This window comes from Bordetella genomosp. 9 (genome assembly GCF_002261425.1).
Lineage (GTDB): Bacteria > Pseudomonadota > Gammaproteobacteria > Burkholderiales > Burkholderiaceae_B > Bordetella_C.
Window position 1 is genome coordinate 67,130 of sequence record NZ_NEVJ01000002.1, and the last position, 13,070, is coordinate 80,199.

Here is a 13,070-nt window from a genome sequence, read left to right on the forward strand (position 1 = left end):
TTTCTCGGCTAGCCCGTCCGTATCTCCGTCCTTGGCGTGCCGGCGGCCCGCGCCATCAGCTTGCCAGCGTCTGTCAGCGTTTCCAGTTCCCATACGCCGCCGATGATGGCCTCCGCGTCGCAGCCCGATCCACCATAGGCGCAGAGCTCGCGCAGCTTGTTTTCCAGGTCGGCGTCGGTAAGCGGGTTGCCCGATGAGCCGCGAGCGGCGTCGATGCGGTGCTCGAAGCCGCGGCCGTCGTCCAGGGTGATCCGTATCTCGACCGCGTCGACGGTATAGGCGTCGTCGTCGTGGAAGCGCAGCCGCGTGTCCAGCGCGTGGGCGCGCGGGTCGGCGACGGCCTGGTCGGAGAATTCCGCCAGGCCGGCACGGCCATGCAGCAGGCATACCGCGATGGCGTGTTGCGCGCTGACTTGCGATTCGCGGCCGTTGCGCACGCCTGGACGATCGGTGCGCTGGCGCAGCAGCGGATGGCCAGTGAGTTCGACCCGCGCGACGCGGGCCGGATCGCGATCGGCAAGCGCCATGCGCTCCCTGAGTGCCAGTACGGCCTCTATGACCGGGTTCAGCACGACACCGCAGGGATAGGGCTTGTAGGTGTTGGTGCAAAGCTCCCACCGTTGGCCCAGGCCGTCGATCAGCTTTTCCGGCGCCGGCGTGGCGGACAGCACGTTCAACACGCCGCGTGCGCCTTCGATCGGCTGGTCGGGGCCCGCCAGGCCCTCGCGCGCCAGCAGCGCGGAAAGCAATCCGTTGCGGGCGGTGTTGCCCACCGAGATGCTCTTGGACATCGTACCGAGCGTCTCCACCAGCCCGCCGGTCTGGTTGCCCGCGCCGGCCAGCGCCCAGGCGGTGCGGCGCGCATCCAGGCCGAGCAGGCTGGCGCTGGCGATGGCCGCGCCGAATACGCCGCAGGTCGACGTGATATGCCAGCCATGCGCGTAATGCCCCAGCGTCAGCGCATTGCCCATGCGGCATTCGATCTCCGCCCCCAGGATGAAGGCGTGCAGCAGGCGCACGCCGCTGACCGGCTGGACCTGCGCCAGGGCGAAAGCGGCCGGCGCCACGGGCGCGGTGGGATGGATGATGGTGGCGGGATGGGTGTCATCGAAGTCGAAGACATTGGCCATCATGGCGTTCAGGCTGGCTGCGTTCAGCATATCCATCCGCTGGCCGCGACCGATGACCGTGGCCTGCTGCCCCGCGCTGAATCGCGCGAACACGCGCGCGGCGATGTCGACCGTCGGGTCGGCGCTGCCGGCCAGCGCCACCGCGAAGTAGTTCAGCAGCGAACGCCGGGCTTCGTGGCGCACGGCTTCCGGGATGTCCTTCCAGCGCCATTCCGCGCCGAAGCGGGCCACCGCACGGGTGATGGGGCCGAAGCGCTCCATATCCGTATCGATATCCGTACTTGGAGTCGAAGCGAGGTCCGATGATCGTCCGGTCATAGGATGCCGTGTCCTTTGCAAAATATCAATAATACAATCATACTAACCGTCATCCCGGCGCGGCGGAAGTCCTGTCGCGTCCCCCGGCCGACAATAAAAGAGGAGCACCATGGAGACAGAGAGCGCCATCGCGCCATCGATGCGCGGCCGTTGCGCGGTCATCACCGGCTCCGTCGCGGGGCTGGGCCACGCCATCGCACGGCGGCTGGCGCTGGCGGGCGCGGACGTGATGCTGCACGGCCTGGAACCCATCCAGGACGCCCAGGCCGCCGCGCGCCGGCTGGCCGAAGAGACCGGCTCGCGCGTGTCGCTGTCGCGCGCGGACCTGAACGACGTGGACCAGATCGAAGCCATGATGGCCCAGGCGGAAACGGAACTGGGCGGCGTCGATATCCTGGTGAACAACGCCGTGGTCAGGCATTTCGCGCCGGTCGACCAGTTGCGGACCGAGCACTGGAACGAAGCCGTGGCGGTCAACCTGTCGGCGGCTTTCCATACGGTGCGGCTGGCGCTGCCCGGGATGCGGGCGCGTGCATGGGGCCGCATCGTGAACATGTCCTCGGTATATGGCGCTGGCGCGACCTCGGACCGCATCGCCTATATCACCACCAAGACCGCACTGATAGGGATGACACGCGCCATCGCGGTGGAAACCGCGCGCACGGGCGTGACCTGCAACGCCCTGATGCCCGGCACGGTGCCCACGCCGCCCATCGTCGACCGGATCGCGGGTATCGCGGCGACACAGGGCATCACCGAAGCCGAAGCCGCGGCGAATTACCTGCGGGCACGGCAGCCCACGGGACGCTTCGTGGCGATGGATAGCGTGGCGGCCATGGTCATGTTGCTCTGCTCGCCCGCCGGGGCGGACATCACCGGCGCGATGCTGCCGGTGGACGGCGGCTGGACGGCCGCTTGAGGAAACGCAGTCTTCGACCCGCACGCCCGCGCGGCTTCTGAACGACCATCACGATGGAGACGAATATGAACGACAAGGACAAGCCTCACCTGGGCTTCGTCGGCATAGGCCGCATGGGAGCGCCCATGGTGCGGCGGCTGCTGGAAGCCGGCTATCCGCTTACCATCCACGACGCGCAGCCGGCGGCGGTAAAGGAACTGGTCGCGCTGGGCGCGCGCGCCGTCGACTCGCCGCGCGCGGTCGCCGATGCCGCGTCCATCGTGCTGGTTTCGCTGCCCAAGCCGGACATCGTGACCGACGTCGCGCTGGGCGCGGACGGACTGGCGCTGGGCAGCGCCATCCGCATTGCCGTCGACCTGTCGACGTCGGGCGCACAAGCGGCACAACGCCTGGCGAGCGGCTTGGGCGAGCGCGGCATCGCGTCGGTGGATTGCCCCGTCAGCGGAGGCATGGCGGGCGCGGCCAAGGGCACGCTCGCGCTCATGCTTTCGGGACCGCGCGAGGCCTGCGACACGCTGGATCCGGTGCTGCAGGTGCTGGGCAAGCCCTTCTACATCGGCGAAAAGCCGGGCCTGGCGCAGACCATGAAGGTCATCAACAACCTGGTGTCGGTGACGGCGCTCGCCGTCACCTCCGAAGCCCTGGTCATGGGCGTGAAGGCCGGGCTCGATCCGGACATCATGGTCCAGGTCATCAATTCGGGCTCCGGCCGCAGCAATTCCTCGGAAGACAAGATACCCAAGTACGTGTTGAGCCGCAGCTTCGGTTTTGGCTTCGCCATGGGCCTGTCGGCCAAGGATGTCGGCCTGTGCCTGTCCGAAAGCGAGGCGATCGGCGCGCCGTTGCGCGTGGGCAGCGTCGTGCGCGACCTGCTGAACGATGCGGTCGCGCGTTTGGGCGACCAGGCCGACATGACGGAAATCGTGCGCCTGGCCGAAGCGGCCGCGGGCGTGGAAGTGCGCGGCAAGGCAGCCCGCAAGGAGGCATCATGACTCGATCCGAACGATTCCGCGAGCTGCTCAAGCAGCCGCCCTTCGTCTGCATGGGCGCCCATGACGCGGTCACCGCGATGCTGGCCGAGCAGGCCGGCGCGCCGGCGATCTACGTCAGCGGCTTCGTCGCGTCCGCCATCGTGGCGGGCAAGCCGGACGTCGGGCTGCTCACCCAGACAGAGATGTTCGACCATATCCGGCGCATCTGCCGCGTGACCAGCATCCCCGTCTTCGCCGACGCCGATACCGGCTACGGCGGCGTGCTGGACGCCCAGCGCACCATACAGCTGTGGGAAGAGGCCGGCGCATCCGTGCTGCACCTGGAAGACCAGGCCGTGCCCAAGCGCTGCGGCCATTTTGCCGGCAAGCAGCTGGTGTCCAAGGAGGAAATGACGCAGAAGCTGCGCGCGATGCTGGACGCGCGGACGGACCCGAATTTCTTCGTCGTCGCACGTACCGATGCGATCGCCGTGACCGGGCTCGCGGATGCCCTGGATCGCCTGGAGGCCTACTCGGAAACCGGGGTCGACGGCCTGTATGCCGACGCCCCGGAAAGCGTCGACCAGATGCGCGAAATCATTCGCCGGCTCAAGCCGCTGGGCAAGCCCATCCTGTTCAATATGGTGCGCTCGGGCAAAAGCCCCTACCTGTCGCTGAAGGAGATCCACGACATCGGCTTCGACTATGCGCTGTGCCCGGTCGAGCCCATGCTGGCGATGCACAAGGCCGTCAAGGAAATGATGGAAACCTTCATGCGCGAAGGCTGCTCGACCAATGCGATCGCCGACCGCCTGACGTCGTTCGAAGCGTTCAACCAGTTCGTCGGCCTGGACCGCATCACCGGGGAGGAATCCAGGTACGCGATCTAGGTTTTCAGCCGTCCGCAGTGCTTGCATCCAAACAGAAGGGCAGCGGGACTGGCGCGCAGCGCCGGCCGACGCCGCCCACGAGGAGACAAACCATGAAGCATCGGATCGATTCCATCCTGCTGGCGTCCGCCCTGGCGCTGGCGGCCACGGCCGCCGGCGCGCAATCCGCCGCCGACAGATTTCCCGATAAGCCCGTCACACTGGTGGTGCCGTATTCGCCCGGTGGCGGCAGCGACAACATCGCGCGCGCCACGGCCAACTTTCTGTCGCAGCACTGGAAGCAGCCTGTCATCGTCGAAAACAAGCCCGGCGCCGATGGCATGATCGCCACCCGCCAGGTCATGCGCGCGGCGCCGGACGGCTACACCCTGCTGATTTCGATTCCCGCGATCGCGGCCCTGAAGTACATCAGCAAGTCCATGGATGCCGATCCCCTGGTGGAATTGCGTCCGGTCAGCATGTTGGCGTCGGGGCCCACCGGCATCGTGGTCAAGGGGGGCACCGACATCAAGACCATCGATGACCTGAAGCGCGCCTGCGCGAAGACCGCGGCGCGCTGCAGCTGGGCCAGCGGCGAACCCTTTACCTTGCTGGCGGGCACCGGGCTGGTGGAGAAGATGGGCCTGAAGGATATGACGAACGTACGCTATGCGGGCACGTCCGCCGCGGTGAACGACATTATCGGCGGGCGCGTCACCATGATGGTGACCGGCCTGTCGTCGGTGGTGCCGCACCACAAGGCGGGCACCATGAAGATCCTCGCGTTGAGCAGCGACCAGCGCCTGGCGGAAGTGCCCGACGTGCCCACCTATGCCGAAACCGGCCTGGGCGACGTGGACTTCACCAATAACTGGTACGGCATCTTCGTGCCGGCCAGGACGCCGGATGCCCTGGTGGGGAAGATCGCCGACGGCATGCGCCTGGCGGCGCGGGATCCGCAGGTGCTCAATGTGCTGCAGCCGCTGCTGATCCAGCCGGTGGGAAATACCCCGGAGGAATTCGCCGCGACGGTGCGGCGTGCGCAGGCGACCGTCGACAAGCTGTCCAGCCACCTGACACAGTGAGCCGCCAGAAGGCGGCAGGGCGGCACTGCGGCAGGGGTATCAGCGGGCAAGGGATATCAGGCGTATCAAGGCGCCGGCCGCGTTTCCACGGCGTCGCCGTTGAAGCGCGCCTGCCAGGTGCGCAGCCGCTGCTCCGGATACTCCACGCACTGCCCGTCGCGCAGCCGGAAGTGCTGCTTGTACAGGGGCGACGCCACCACCAGCTCGCCGTTCAGGTGGCCGACGATCCCGCGGCCGACGACGTTCGCGCCGGACCTGGGATCGCGGTTGTCGACGGCATACAGGTCTGCGCCTTCATGGCCGGGTACGTAGAACAGGGCGACCTGCGCGCCGTCGACCAGCGCCACCACGCCGGAGTTCTCCACCAGGTCGCGGCGGTCGCAGGCGTGGCGCCAGCTGCCGGGGTCTGTCGTGGCTTGCATCAGGCGATCTCCTCGACGATGGGATGGGTTCCTTCGGGCGGCGCGGGGCGCGGCTGGCCGCGTTCCTGCACGAAGCGTATGTCGGGGTCGGGCCGCCGGTCGTTGACGAAAGTCCGGAAGCGCTTGAGCTTCTCCGGATCCTTCAAGGCGTTGGCCCATTCGCATTCGTAGCGGTCGACCACCAGCTGCATCTGCGCTTCCAGTTCCGCGGCCAGGCCCAGGCTGTCTTCGATGATGACCGCCTTCAGGTAGTCCAGGCCGCCCTCCAGGGCGTCGCGCCAGACGGAGGTGCGCTGCAGCTTGTCGGCGGTCCGGATATAGAACATCAGGAAGCGATCGATGTAGCGGATCAGGGTGGCGTCGTCCAGGTCGGTGGCGAAGAGTTCGGCATGGCGTGGCCGCATGCCGCCGTTGCCGCAGACATACAGGTTCCAACCCTTTTCGGTGGCGATCACGCCCACGTCCTTGCTCTGTGCTTCCGCGCATTCGCGCGTGCATCCGGAGACCGCGAATTTGAGCTTGTGCGGGGCGCGCAGGCCCTTGTAGCGATTCTCGATGTCCAGGGCCATCTTGACGCTGTCCTGCACGCCGTAGCGGCACCAGGTGCTGCCGACGCAGGATTTCACCGTGCGCGTGGCCTTGCCGTAGGCGTGGCCGGTCTCGAAACCCGCCGCGATCAGCGCGGACCAGATGTCGGGCAGATCATGCAACTGCGCGCCGAACAGATCGATGCGCTGCCCGCCGGTGATCTTGGTGTACAGCTGGTATTCCTTGGCGATGGCGCCGATGGCCAGCAGGCCGTCGGGCGTGATCTCGCCGCCCGGTATGCGCGGCACCACGGAGTAGGTGCCGTTCTTCTGCATGTTGGCCATGAAGGTATCGTTGGTGTCCTGCAGGGGAACCAGGCTGGGGTCCTGGATCGGCCGGTTCCAGCACGACGCCAGTATGGATGCCACGACCGGTTTGCAGATATCGCAGCCGACCCGGCCGCGGCCATGCCGGGCCAGCAGTTCTTCGAAGGTTTCCACGCCTTCGACGCGGACGATGCCGTACAGCTCCTGGCGCGTGTAGGCGAAGTGCTCGCACAGGCTTTTATCCACGGCCACGCCGCGGCGCGAGAGTTCGTGTTCGAAGACCTGCTTGAGCAGCGCGGCACAGCCGCCGCATCCCGTGGATGCCTTGGTGCAGGACTTGATGGCGGACAGGTCGGTGCAGCCTTCGTCGATGGCCGCGCAGACGGCGCCCTTGCTAACGTTGTGGCACGAGCAGATGGTGGCCGTGGCGGGCAGGGCATCGGGGCCCAGCGCCGGCGCGCCCGCGCCGGATGGCAGGATGAGGCTGGCCGGGTCGGCGGGCGGCGCGATGCCGTTCTGCGCATATTGCAGCAGCGTGTCGTAATAGCTGTTGTCGCCCACCAGCACCGCGCCCAGCACGCGCTTGCCGTCGGCGGAAACCACCAGCCGGCGATAGCTCGCGCCTGCCTCGTCGATGTACCGGTAGCTGACGGCGCCGGGCGTCCGGGCGTGGGCGTCGCCGATCGAGCCGACGTCCACGCCCAGCAATTTCAGCTTGGTCGACATGTCGGCGCCCGTGAAGGCTTGCGGCGCCGCGCCGCACAGGTCGGACGCGGCGGTGCGGGCCATCTGGTAGCCCGGCGCGACCAGGCCGAAGACCGTGCCGTTCCAGATCGCGCACTCGCCTATGGCGTAGATGGCCTCGTCGCTGGTGCGGCAGCGGTCGTCGATCACGACGCCGCCACGTTCGCCCACCGCCAGGCCGCCGGCGCGCGCCAGGCCGTCGCGTGGCCGGATGCCGGCGGAAAACACCACCAGGTCGGTTTCCAGCGGTTCGCCTTCCGCGAATCGCATGGCGTAGCGGTAGCGCAGGCCTTCCTTGATCGCCTGCGTGGAGCGCGACAGGTGCACATGGGCGCCCAGCGCCTCGATGCGCGCTTTCAGCGCGGCGCCGCCGAAGTCGTCCAGCTGCACGGGCATCAGCCGCGGGGCGAACTCCACCACGTGCACGTCCAGGCCCAGGGTCTTCAAGGAATTGGCGGCCTCCAGCCCCAGCAGGCCGCCGCCCACGACCACGCCGCGCCGCGCGCCCACGGACGCCGCGCGGATCAGGTCCAGGTCGTCCAGCGTGCGGTACACCAGCCCGGCCGTGCCCTCGGCGCCGGCCACGGGCGGCACGAAGGGAAAGGAGCCGGTCGCCAGGACCAGCTTGTCGTAGGACTGGCGTCCTTCATCGGTGACGATCTCGCGGTTGCGGCGGTCGATTTCCTGCACGCGCACACCCAGTCGCAGGTGCAGGCCGGGGCGATCGTAGAAAGCCGCGTCGCTCATGGCCATGGACTCCGCGTCGCGTCCGGCCAGATATTCGGACAGGTGCACCCGGTCGTAGGCGCGGCGTGTTTCCTCGCCGTAGACCAGGATGCGGTAGCGATCCAGCGCGCCCTGGGCGATCGCCTGTTCCACGAAGTGATGGCCGACCATGCCGTTGCCGACCACGACCAGGGTCTCTAGGGTAGGGGTGGGATGCGCTGCATTCATATGAAGTCACCGGGGTCGCGTCTGCGGGAGACGTAAACAGAAGACGGAAAGCAAACGACAAAAAGGCGCCCGCGACCGTGAGGTCGAGGCGCCTTTGCCTGTCATGCTCGAGTTGTGTGCCGGGATTGCTCCCGGCCTGGAAGATCAAGCAATACGCATGCCAGGTACGGTGCCGGGCACGCCGGGTCGGAACGTGGTCCGCATGCGCGTGTGTGGTGCGCAATGCGGTGCGTGGTGCACGTCTTTGGGGCTGTCGCGTTTCGGTGTCGCGGCGTCGCCGTGTTCAGGCGGTCCGCCGATCCGGCTTGGTCTCAGGCCAGCAGGCGCGCCATGATCACGATGTCCTCGTGGTGGCCGTCCAGGTAGCGCGCCTTGCGTTTCACGCCTTCCTCGACGAATCCGCAGGACCGATAGAGCGCGCGCGCGGCGGCGTTCGCCGCATAGACTTCCAGTTCGATGCGGTGCAGTTCCATGGCCGCGGCGGCGCCCAGGGCCGCGTTCAGCAGGGCCTTGCCGATGCCGCGCCCGCGCCAGTCCGGCCGCACGCCCATCCCCAGCACGCCTGTGTGCGTGAAGCCGGGCTGCGCCAGGGGCACGATGTCGCACCATCCGACGACGTCGCGATCGGCCAGGGCGACATAGTGCGGATGCCGCATGGCGATGTTGTTCATGACGAAGGCGCGCGTCTGCTCCACCGGCGGCGCCTGCAGGAAGCTCAGGTGCCGCCGTTCGCGCGCGACCGTGTCCAGCGCGCGCCGATAGCCGTCGATGTGCGCGGGCGAGATGGGAAGGACGCTGTAGTCGGTGTCCGCCCCGGGAAGTGCTTCGCGGGGGGGCGAACGGCGGAGCAGCTGCAGGCGTTTCATGGGGTCGGCGTGTCTGTGGGCAGCCCATAGTATGCGCGGTGATGTGACGCCGCGCGCGGTCTAGGGCTTACGTGTCGCTGAACGATACCAAAGGCCTAGCCCGACGGGCGATGGATTTGACAAGCGATCGGACGCAAAATATAGTCCGTTGAACGATATAGTGGTTCGATCAGCGGAACATAGCTTCCCGGTAGCAGGGGAGGCCAGTCCGTCGCGCGCCTTGAACAACAAAATCAGGAGACAAATCAATGAAACTCGCCAGCCTCGTCGCGGCAGGTATGACCGCGCTTTTCGTCGGCGGAGCGGCGCAGGCCGCCTATCCGGACCGGCCCATACACATCATCGTGCCCTTCCCGCCGGGCGGTTCGACCGACGTCGTCACGCGCATCGTCGTGGCCAAGGCGCAGGAGCTGCTGGGGCAGAACATCATCGTCGAGAACCGCGGCGGCGCCGGCAGCATCATCGGATCGGACTACGTCGCCAAGGCGGCGCCCGATGGCTACACCCTGCTGGTCGGCCAGACCGCCTTCGCGGTCAACGCCTCGCTGCGCGAGAAGCTGCCCTACGACACCGTCAAGGACTTCACGCCCATCGCGCTGATGGCGGACCATCCCGGCGTGTTCCTGGCGCAGTACACCAAGCCGTACAACACCTTCAAGGAGTTCATCGCCTACGCCAAGGCCAATCCCGGCAAGGTGGTGTATTCATCGGCCGGCACGGGTAGCTGGCCGCACCTGTCCATGGCCATGCTGGCCAAGGATGCCGGCCTGCAGATGGTGCACGTGCCCTATCAGGGAACAGGCCCCGCCAAGGCGGACCTGATCGCCGGACGCGTGGACGTCAAGATCGAGGCCTATGCCACGTCCATGGGCATGGTCAAGGATGGCAAGTTGAAGGTCCTGGCCGTCACCAGCGCGCAGCGCGACCCCATCCTGCCCGACGTGCCGACCATCGCCGAACTCGGATACCCCGGTTATGAAACGTCGTACTGGATCGGCCTGCTGGGCCCCGCCAGGATGCCGGCGGACGTCAGCGCCAAGTTGGAGAAAGTCTTCCTGCAGGCGGTCAACGATCCGGAGGTCAAGCAGAAGCTGGAAGCCCAGACCATCCATCCCCACGCCTTGCCCGCCAAGGACCTGCAGGCCCTGATCCAGAAGGAAATCGACAAGTGGGCCGCGGTGATCAAGGACAGCAACATCGACAAGCAATGAAGGCGGGGACAGCACGCATGGCGAATTTCTACGAGTCAGCCCGACGCACGACCGAAAGGATGGAAGTGGCGCCCGGGGTCGATATCGCCTACGTCGTGGACGACTACACCGATGGCTGGCGCGATGCGCCGGTGGTCATGTTGCTGCACGGCGTATCGGAATCCGCCGAGGCATTCACGGGATGGGTGCCGGCGCTGGCCAGGCATTGCCGTGTCGTACGGGTGGATCTGCGCGGCCACGGATTGTCGTCGGCGGTCGGCGAACACGACCCGCTGTCGATCGCGGCCATGGCCGACGACATCGACGCGCTGGCGCGCCACCTCGGTGGCGCGATACACGTGGTGGGGGCGAAACTGGGCGCGCAGATCGCGCTGGAGCTCGCGCAGCGCGGCGCGACCTGGATGGCGACGCTGACCCTCGCCGGCGTCCTGATTTCGCCGGGCGGCGCCCTGGGCAAGTGGGTGGACGACTGGCTGGGCCTGGTCGACGGTGGTGGCGTCGAAGGCTGGGCGCGCGCGACCATGCCCGGCCGCATGGGCACCGCCTTGCCGCCCGAGGGCATGGCGTGGTGGACGCGGTACATGGGGCTGGCGCCAGCGGCGACGGTCAAGGCCTGCATCCGCATGTTCCCACGCCTGGCCGAGCCGACGCGCCTGGAGGACATACGCTGCCCCACGCAGGTCATCGTCGCCGTGCAACCGGAAAAGCCGGGCGCCTACGACCAGCGCCAGCCGGTGGCGGAAGTGCGCCGCTGGCAGACGCGGATTCCCGGGTCGTCGCTGGTCGAGCTGCAGGCCGACTCGTATCACATCGCCGCCACGCATCCCGATGCCTGCGCGGAAATCGCCCTACGTTTTATCGAAAGGAATACATCATGATGGGATGGCGCGGCCGCATCGGCTTTCTGGTTCCTCCGGGCAACCCGACCGTGGAGCCGGAGATGCAGCAATTGGTGCCGAAGGGCGTGTCCCTGCATTTCACGCGCATGGTGGCCCACGGGCTGACCGGCGCGCATGCCGGCCAGGACGACCGTAATCGCACCCAGATCGAGCACATACCGGAAAACGTCGAATTGCTCGCCATGGTCAAGCCCGGCGTGATCGTCATGGCCCATACCGCCACCAGCTATACGCTGGGCAAGCAGGGCGAGGCCGAACTGGTCGCGCGCATGGAACAGCAGTACGGCATTCCCTTCATCACCGCCTTCGGCAGCGTGCTGGCGGCGTTCAAGCATCTGGGCATCGAGCGTGTGGCCTACGCGACGCCGTACAACGAACAGACGACGCTGCAGGGCAAGGCGCACCTGGAAGCCCATGGCATGAAGGTGGTGGCACATGGCATCCTGCCGGGCGTGGTCAACATCTATGATGAAACCCCGGAACGCGCCTATTCGCTCGGACGCCAGGTCGATCATTCGGATGCGCAGGCCCTGTTCCTGAGCGGCGTCGGCATGCCGACGGTGGACGCGATCAACCTGCTGGAGCGCGATCTGGGCAAGCCCGTGATCTCCAGCGCCACGGCGATGATGTGGAATGCGCTGCGCACCATAGGCGTGCGCGACACGGCGGCGGACGGCGGACTGCTGCTGTCGGGCGCGCGGGGCGTGGCGATCCGGTGATACGCACGTGATACGTAGTGGCGCCGCCGGGCAAGGGCGGCTATCTTTTCCATTTCGGCGCGGACGCGCCTACAGGATGCCGGCATGGTGCTCTATCTGAACGAATCCGACGTGCGTCAACTGTTGACCATGTCCAGGGCGGTGGAAGAAGTGGAACGCGCCTTCTCCGCGCATGGCCGCGGCAAGGCCTTCGACGTGCCCCGGCGCCGCACGCGCCAGCCCGGCGGCCATCTGCACATCCTGCAGGCCGCCGCGCCGGAGATCGGCTACATCGGCTACAAGGCCTACTACAACAGGCCGGGCAAGCCGCTGAATACCCTGCTGCACATGATGAACCACGAGCAGGGCAATACCGAGGCGATCATCGAATCCGATTGGCTGGGCCGCATACGTACCGGGGCGGCGACTGGCGTGGCCGCGCGCTACCTGGCGCGGCAGGATGCGCGCGTCATGGGCCTGTTCGGCTACGGCCGCCATGCCCGCACGCAGCTCGAAGCCGTGTGCACCGTGCGCGGGATCGAGGAAGTCAAGGTGTTCGGACGCAACCAGGACGCCGTGCGCGCCTTCTGCGACGAGATGTCGCAGCGCGTGGCAGCGCGTCTGCGGCCCGCGGCCTCGCGGGAGGACGCCGTCCGCGGGTCGCACGTGGTCGTCACCATGACCAAGGCATCCGAACCGCTGTTCGATGGCCGTTGGCTGGAACCCGGCACCTTCGTCGCCGCCACCGGCTCCAATGCGCTGGACCGGCGCGAGATCGATCTCGAAACCGTGCGCCGCGCGGACGTCATCGTGGTGGATTCGCGCGAGGTCGCGCAAGGCGAGTGCGGCGACCTGCTGCCGGCCTACGAGAATGGCCTGGTCTACTGGGAAGACCTGGCTGACATGGGCGGCGTGGTCACGGGCCGCTGGCCCGGCCGCACGTCCGACGACCAGATCACGCTGTTCGAATCGCACGGCATGGCGGTGCAGGACCTGTACGCCGGCGCCGTCGTCCTGGCCACCGCCCGCGAGCGGGGCATGGGCGTGCAACTCCCCATGGGGGCGGCGGGGTGATGCGTTTCATGCATCAATCATCCGAATATTTGCGCTTTACTGGATAAGCGCGTTTG

General features: G+C 67.3%; 12 protein-coding genes. 8 read left to right on the plus strand and 4 right to left on the minus strand.

What is annotated here, in order from left to right; all coding sequences use genetic code 11:
* Positions 1 to 8 precede the first annotated feature (8 nt).
* A complete protein-coding gene (locus tag CAL26_RS06265; protein WP_094846096.1) occupies positions 9 to 1,391 on the minus strand; it encodes an MmgE/PrpD family protein in 1,383 nt (460 codons plus the stop codon).
* A gap of 166 nt (positions 1,392 to 1,557) precedes the next feature.
* Here CAL26_RS06265 and CAL26_RS06270 point away from each other — a divergent pair, with 166 nt between their 5' ends.
* The 4 genes from CAL26_RS06270 (at position 1,558) to CAL26_RS06285 (ending at position 5,292) form a co-directional block, all read left to right on the plus strand.
* On the plus strand, positions 1,558 to 2,367 hold the full coding sequence (locus tag CAL26_RS06270) for an SDR family oxidoreductase (protein WP_256988089.1): 810 nt from the start codon (positions 1,558 to 1,560) through the stop codon (positions 2,365 to 2,367).
* A gap of 65 nt (positions 2,368 to 2,432) precedes the next feature.
* On the plus strand, positions 2,433 to 3,359 hold the full coding sequence (locus CAL26_RS06275; RefSeq protein WP_094846098.1) for an NAD(P)-dependent oxidoreductase: 927 nt from the start codon (positions 2,433 to 2,435) through the stop codon (positions 3,357 to 3,359).
* Complete coding sequence (locus tag CAL26_RS06280; protein ID WP_094846099.1) at positions 3,356 to 4,228, plus strand: isocitrate lyase/PEP mutase family protein; 873 nt, start codon at positions 3,356 to 3,358, stop codon at positions 4,226 to 4,228. The genes CAL26_RS06275 and CAL26_RS06280 overlap by 4 nt, the downstream gene beginning before the upstream one ends.
* A gap of 92 nt (positions 4,229 to 4,320) precedes the next feature.
* On the plus strand, positions 4,321 to 5,292 hold the full coding sequence (locus CAL26_RS06285; RefSeq protein ID WP_094846100.1) for a Bug family tripartite tricarboxylate transporter substrate binding protein: 972 nt from the start codon (positions 4,321 to 4,323) through the stop codon (positions 5,290 to 5,292).
* 65 nt (positions 5,293 to 5,357) lie between these two features.
* Here the strand turns inward: CAL26_RS06285 and nirD are convergent, their stop codons facing one another.
* From nirD to CAL26_RS06300, 3 genes are all read right to left on the minus strand, one after another.
* Complete coding sequence (gene nirD / locus CAL26_RS06290) at positions 5,358 to 5,714, minus strand: nitrite reductase small subunit NirD (protein ID WP_094846101.1); 357 nt, start codon at positions 5,712 to 5,714, stop codon at positions 5,358 to 5,360.
* Entirely contained in the window at positions 5,714 to 8,266 is a 2,553-nt protein-coding gene (nirB, locus tag CAL26_RS06295; RefSeq protein WP_094846102.1) for a nitrite reductase large subunit NirB, read from the minus strand. The genes nirD and nirB overlap by 1 nt, the downstream gene beginning before the upstream one ends.
* Positions 8,267 to 8,577: 311 nt before the next feature.
* On the minus strand, positions 8,578 to 9,132 hold the full coding sequence (locus tag CAL26_RS06300; protein WP_094846103.1) for a GNAT family N-acetyltransferase: 555 nt from the start codon (positions 9,130 to 9,132) through the stop codon (positions 8,578 to 8,580).
* A 248-nt stretch (positions 9,133 to 9,380) separates the two neighbouring features.
* Here CAL26_RS06300 and CAL26_RS06305 point away from each other — a divergent pair, with 248 nt between their 5' ends.
* The 4 genes from CAL26_RS06305 to CAL26_RS06320 all read left to right on the plus strand — a co-directional run bounded on the left by CAL26_RS06305 (position 9,381) and on the right by CAL26_RS06320 (position 13,014).
* Positions 9,381 to 10,343: a Bug family tripartite tricarboxylate transporter substrate binding protein gene (locus tag CAL26_RS06305; RefSeq protein WP_094846104.1), complete on the plus strand. Its 963-nt coding sequence runs from the start codon at positions 9,381 to 9,383 to the stop codon at positions 10,341 to 10,343.
* A gap of 17 nt (positions 10,344 to 10,360) precedes the next feature.
* Positions 10,361 to 11,221 (plus strand): alpha/beta fold hydrolase, encoded by an 861-nt coding sequence (locus CAL26_RS06310; RefSeq protein ID WP_179283280.1) that lies wholly within the window; start codon positions 10,361 to 10,363, stop codon positions 11,219 to 11,221.
* Complete coding sequence (locus tag CAL26_RS06315) at positions 11,218 to 11,961, plus strand: maleate cis-trans isomerase family protein (protein WP_094846106.1); 744 nt, start codon at positions 11,218 to 11,220, stop codon at positions 11,959 to 11,961. Before CAL26_RS06310 ends, CAL26_RS06315 begins: the two co-directional genes overlap by 4 nt.
* Before the next feature lie 84 nt (positions 11,962 to 12,045).
* On the plus strand, positions 12,046 to 13,014 hold the full coding sequence (locus CAL26_RS06320) for an ornithine cyclodeaminase family protein (RefSeq protein ID WP_094846107.1): 969 nt from the start codon (positions 12,046 to 12,048) through the stop codon (positions 13,012 to 13,014).
* The last annotated feature ends 56 nt before the right edge of the window (positions 13,015 to 13,070 follow it).

What these genes read in the sequence shown, in the direction of transcription:
- CAL26_RS06265 (WP_094846096.1), bottom strand. Translation starts at nt 1,391, where the DNA reads ATGGAGCGCTTCGGCCCCATCACCCGTGCGGTGGCCCGCTTCGGCGCG.
- CAL26_RS06270 (WP_256988089.1), top strand. Translation starts at nt 1,558, where the DNA reads ATGGAGACAGAGAGCGCCATCGCGCCATCGATGCGCGGCCGTTGCGCG.
- CAL26_RS06275 (WP_094846098.1), top strand. Translation starts at nt 2,433, where the DNA reads ATGAACGACAAGGACAAGCCTCACCTGGGCTTCGTCGGCATAGGCCGC.
- CAL26_RS06280 (WP_094846099.1), top strand. Translation starts at nt 3,356, where the DNA reads ATGACTCGATCCGAACGATTCCGCGAGCTGCTCAAGCAGCCGCCCTTC.
- CAL26_RS06285 (WP_094846100.1), top strand. Translation starts at nt 4,321, where the DNA reads ATGAAGCATCGGATCGATTCCATCCTGCTGGCGTCCGCCCTGGCGCTG.
- nirD (WP_094846101.1), bottom strand. Translation starts at nt 5,714, where the DNA reads ATGCAAGCCACGACAGACCCCGGCAGCTGGCGCCACGCCTGCGACCGC.
- nirB (WP_094846102.1), bottom strand. Translation starts at nt 8,266, where the DNA reads ATGAATGCAGCGCATCCCACCCCTACCCTAGAGACCCTGGTCGTGGTC.
- CAL26_RS06300 (WP_094846103.1), bottom strand. Translation starts at nt 9,132, where the DNA reads ATGAAACGCCTGCAGCTGCTCCGCCGTTCGCCCCCCCGCGAAGCACTT.
- CAL26_RS06305 (WP_094846104.1), top strand. Translation starts at nt 9,381, where the DNA reads ATGAAACTCGCCAGCCTCGTCGCGGCAGGTATGACCGCGCTTTTCGTC.
- CAL26_RS06310 (WP_179283280.1), top strand. Translation starts at nt 10,361, where the DNA reads ATGGCGAATTTCTACGAGTCAGCCCGACGCACGACCGAAAGGATGGAA.
- CAL26_RS06315 (WP_094846106.1), top strand. Translation starts at nt 11,218, where the DNA reads ATGATGGGATGGCGCGGCCGCATCGGCTTTCTGGTTCCTCCGGGCAAC.
- CAL26_RS06320 (WP_094846107.1), top strand. Translation starts at nt 12,046, where the DNA reads ATGGTGCTCTATCTGAACGAATCCGACGTGCGTCAACTGTTGACCATG.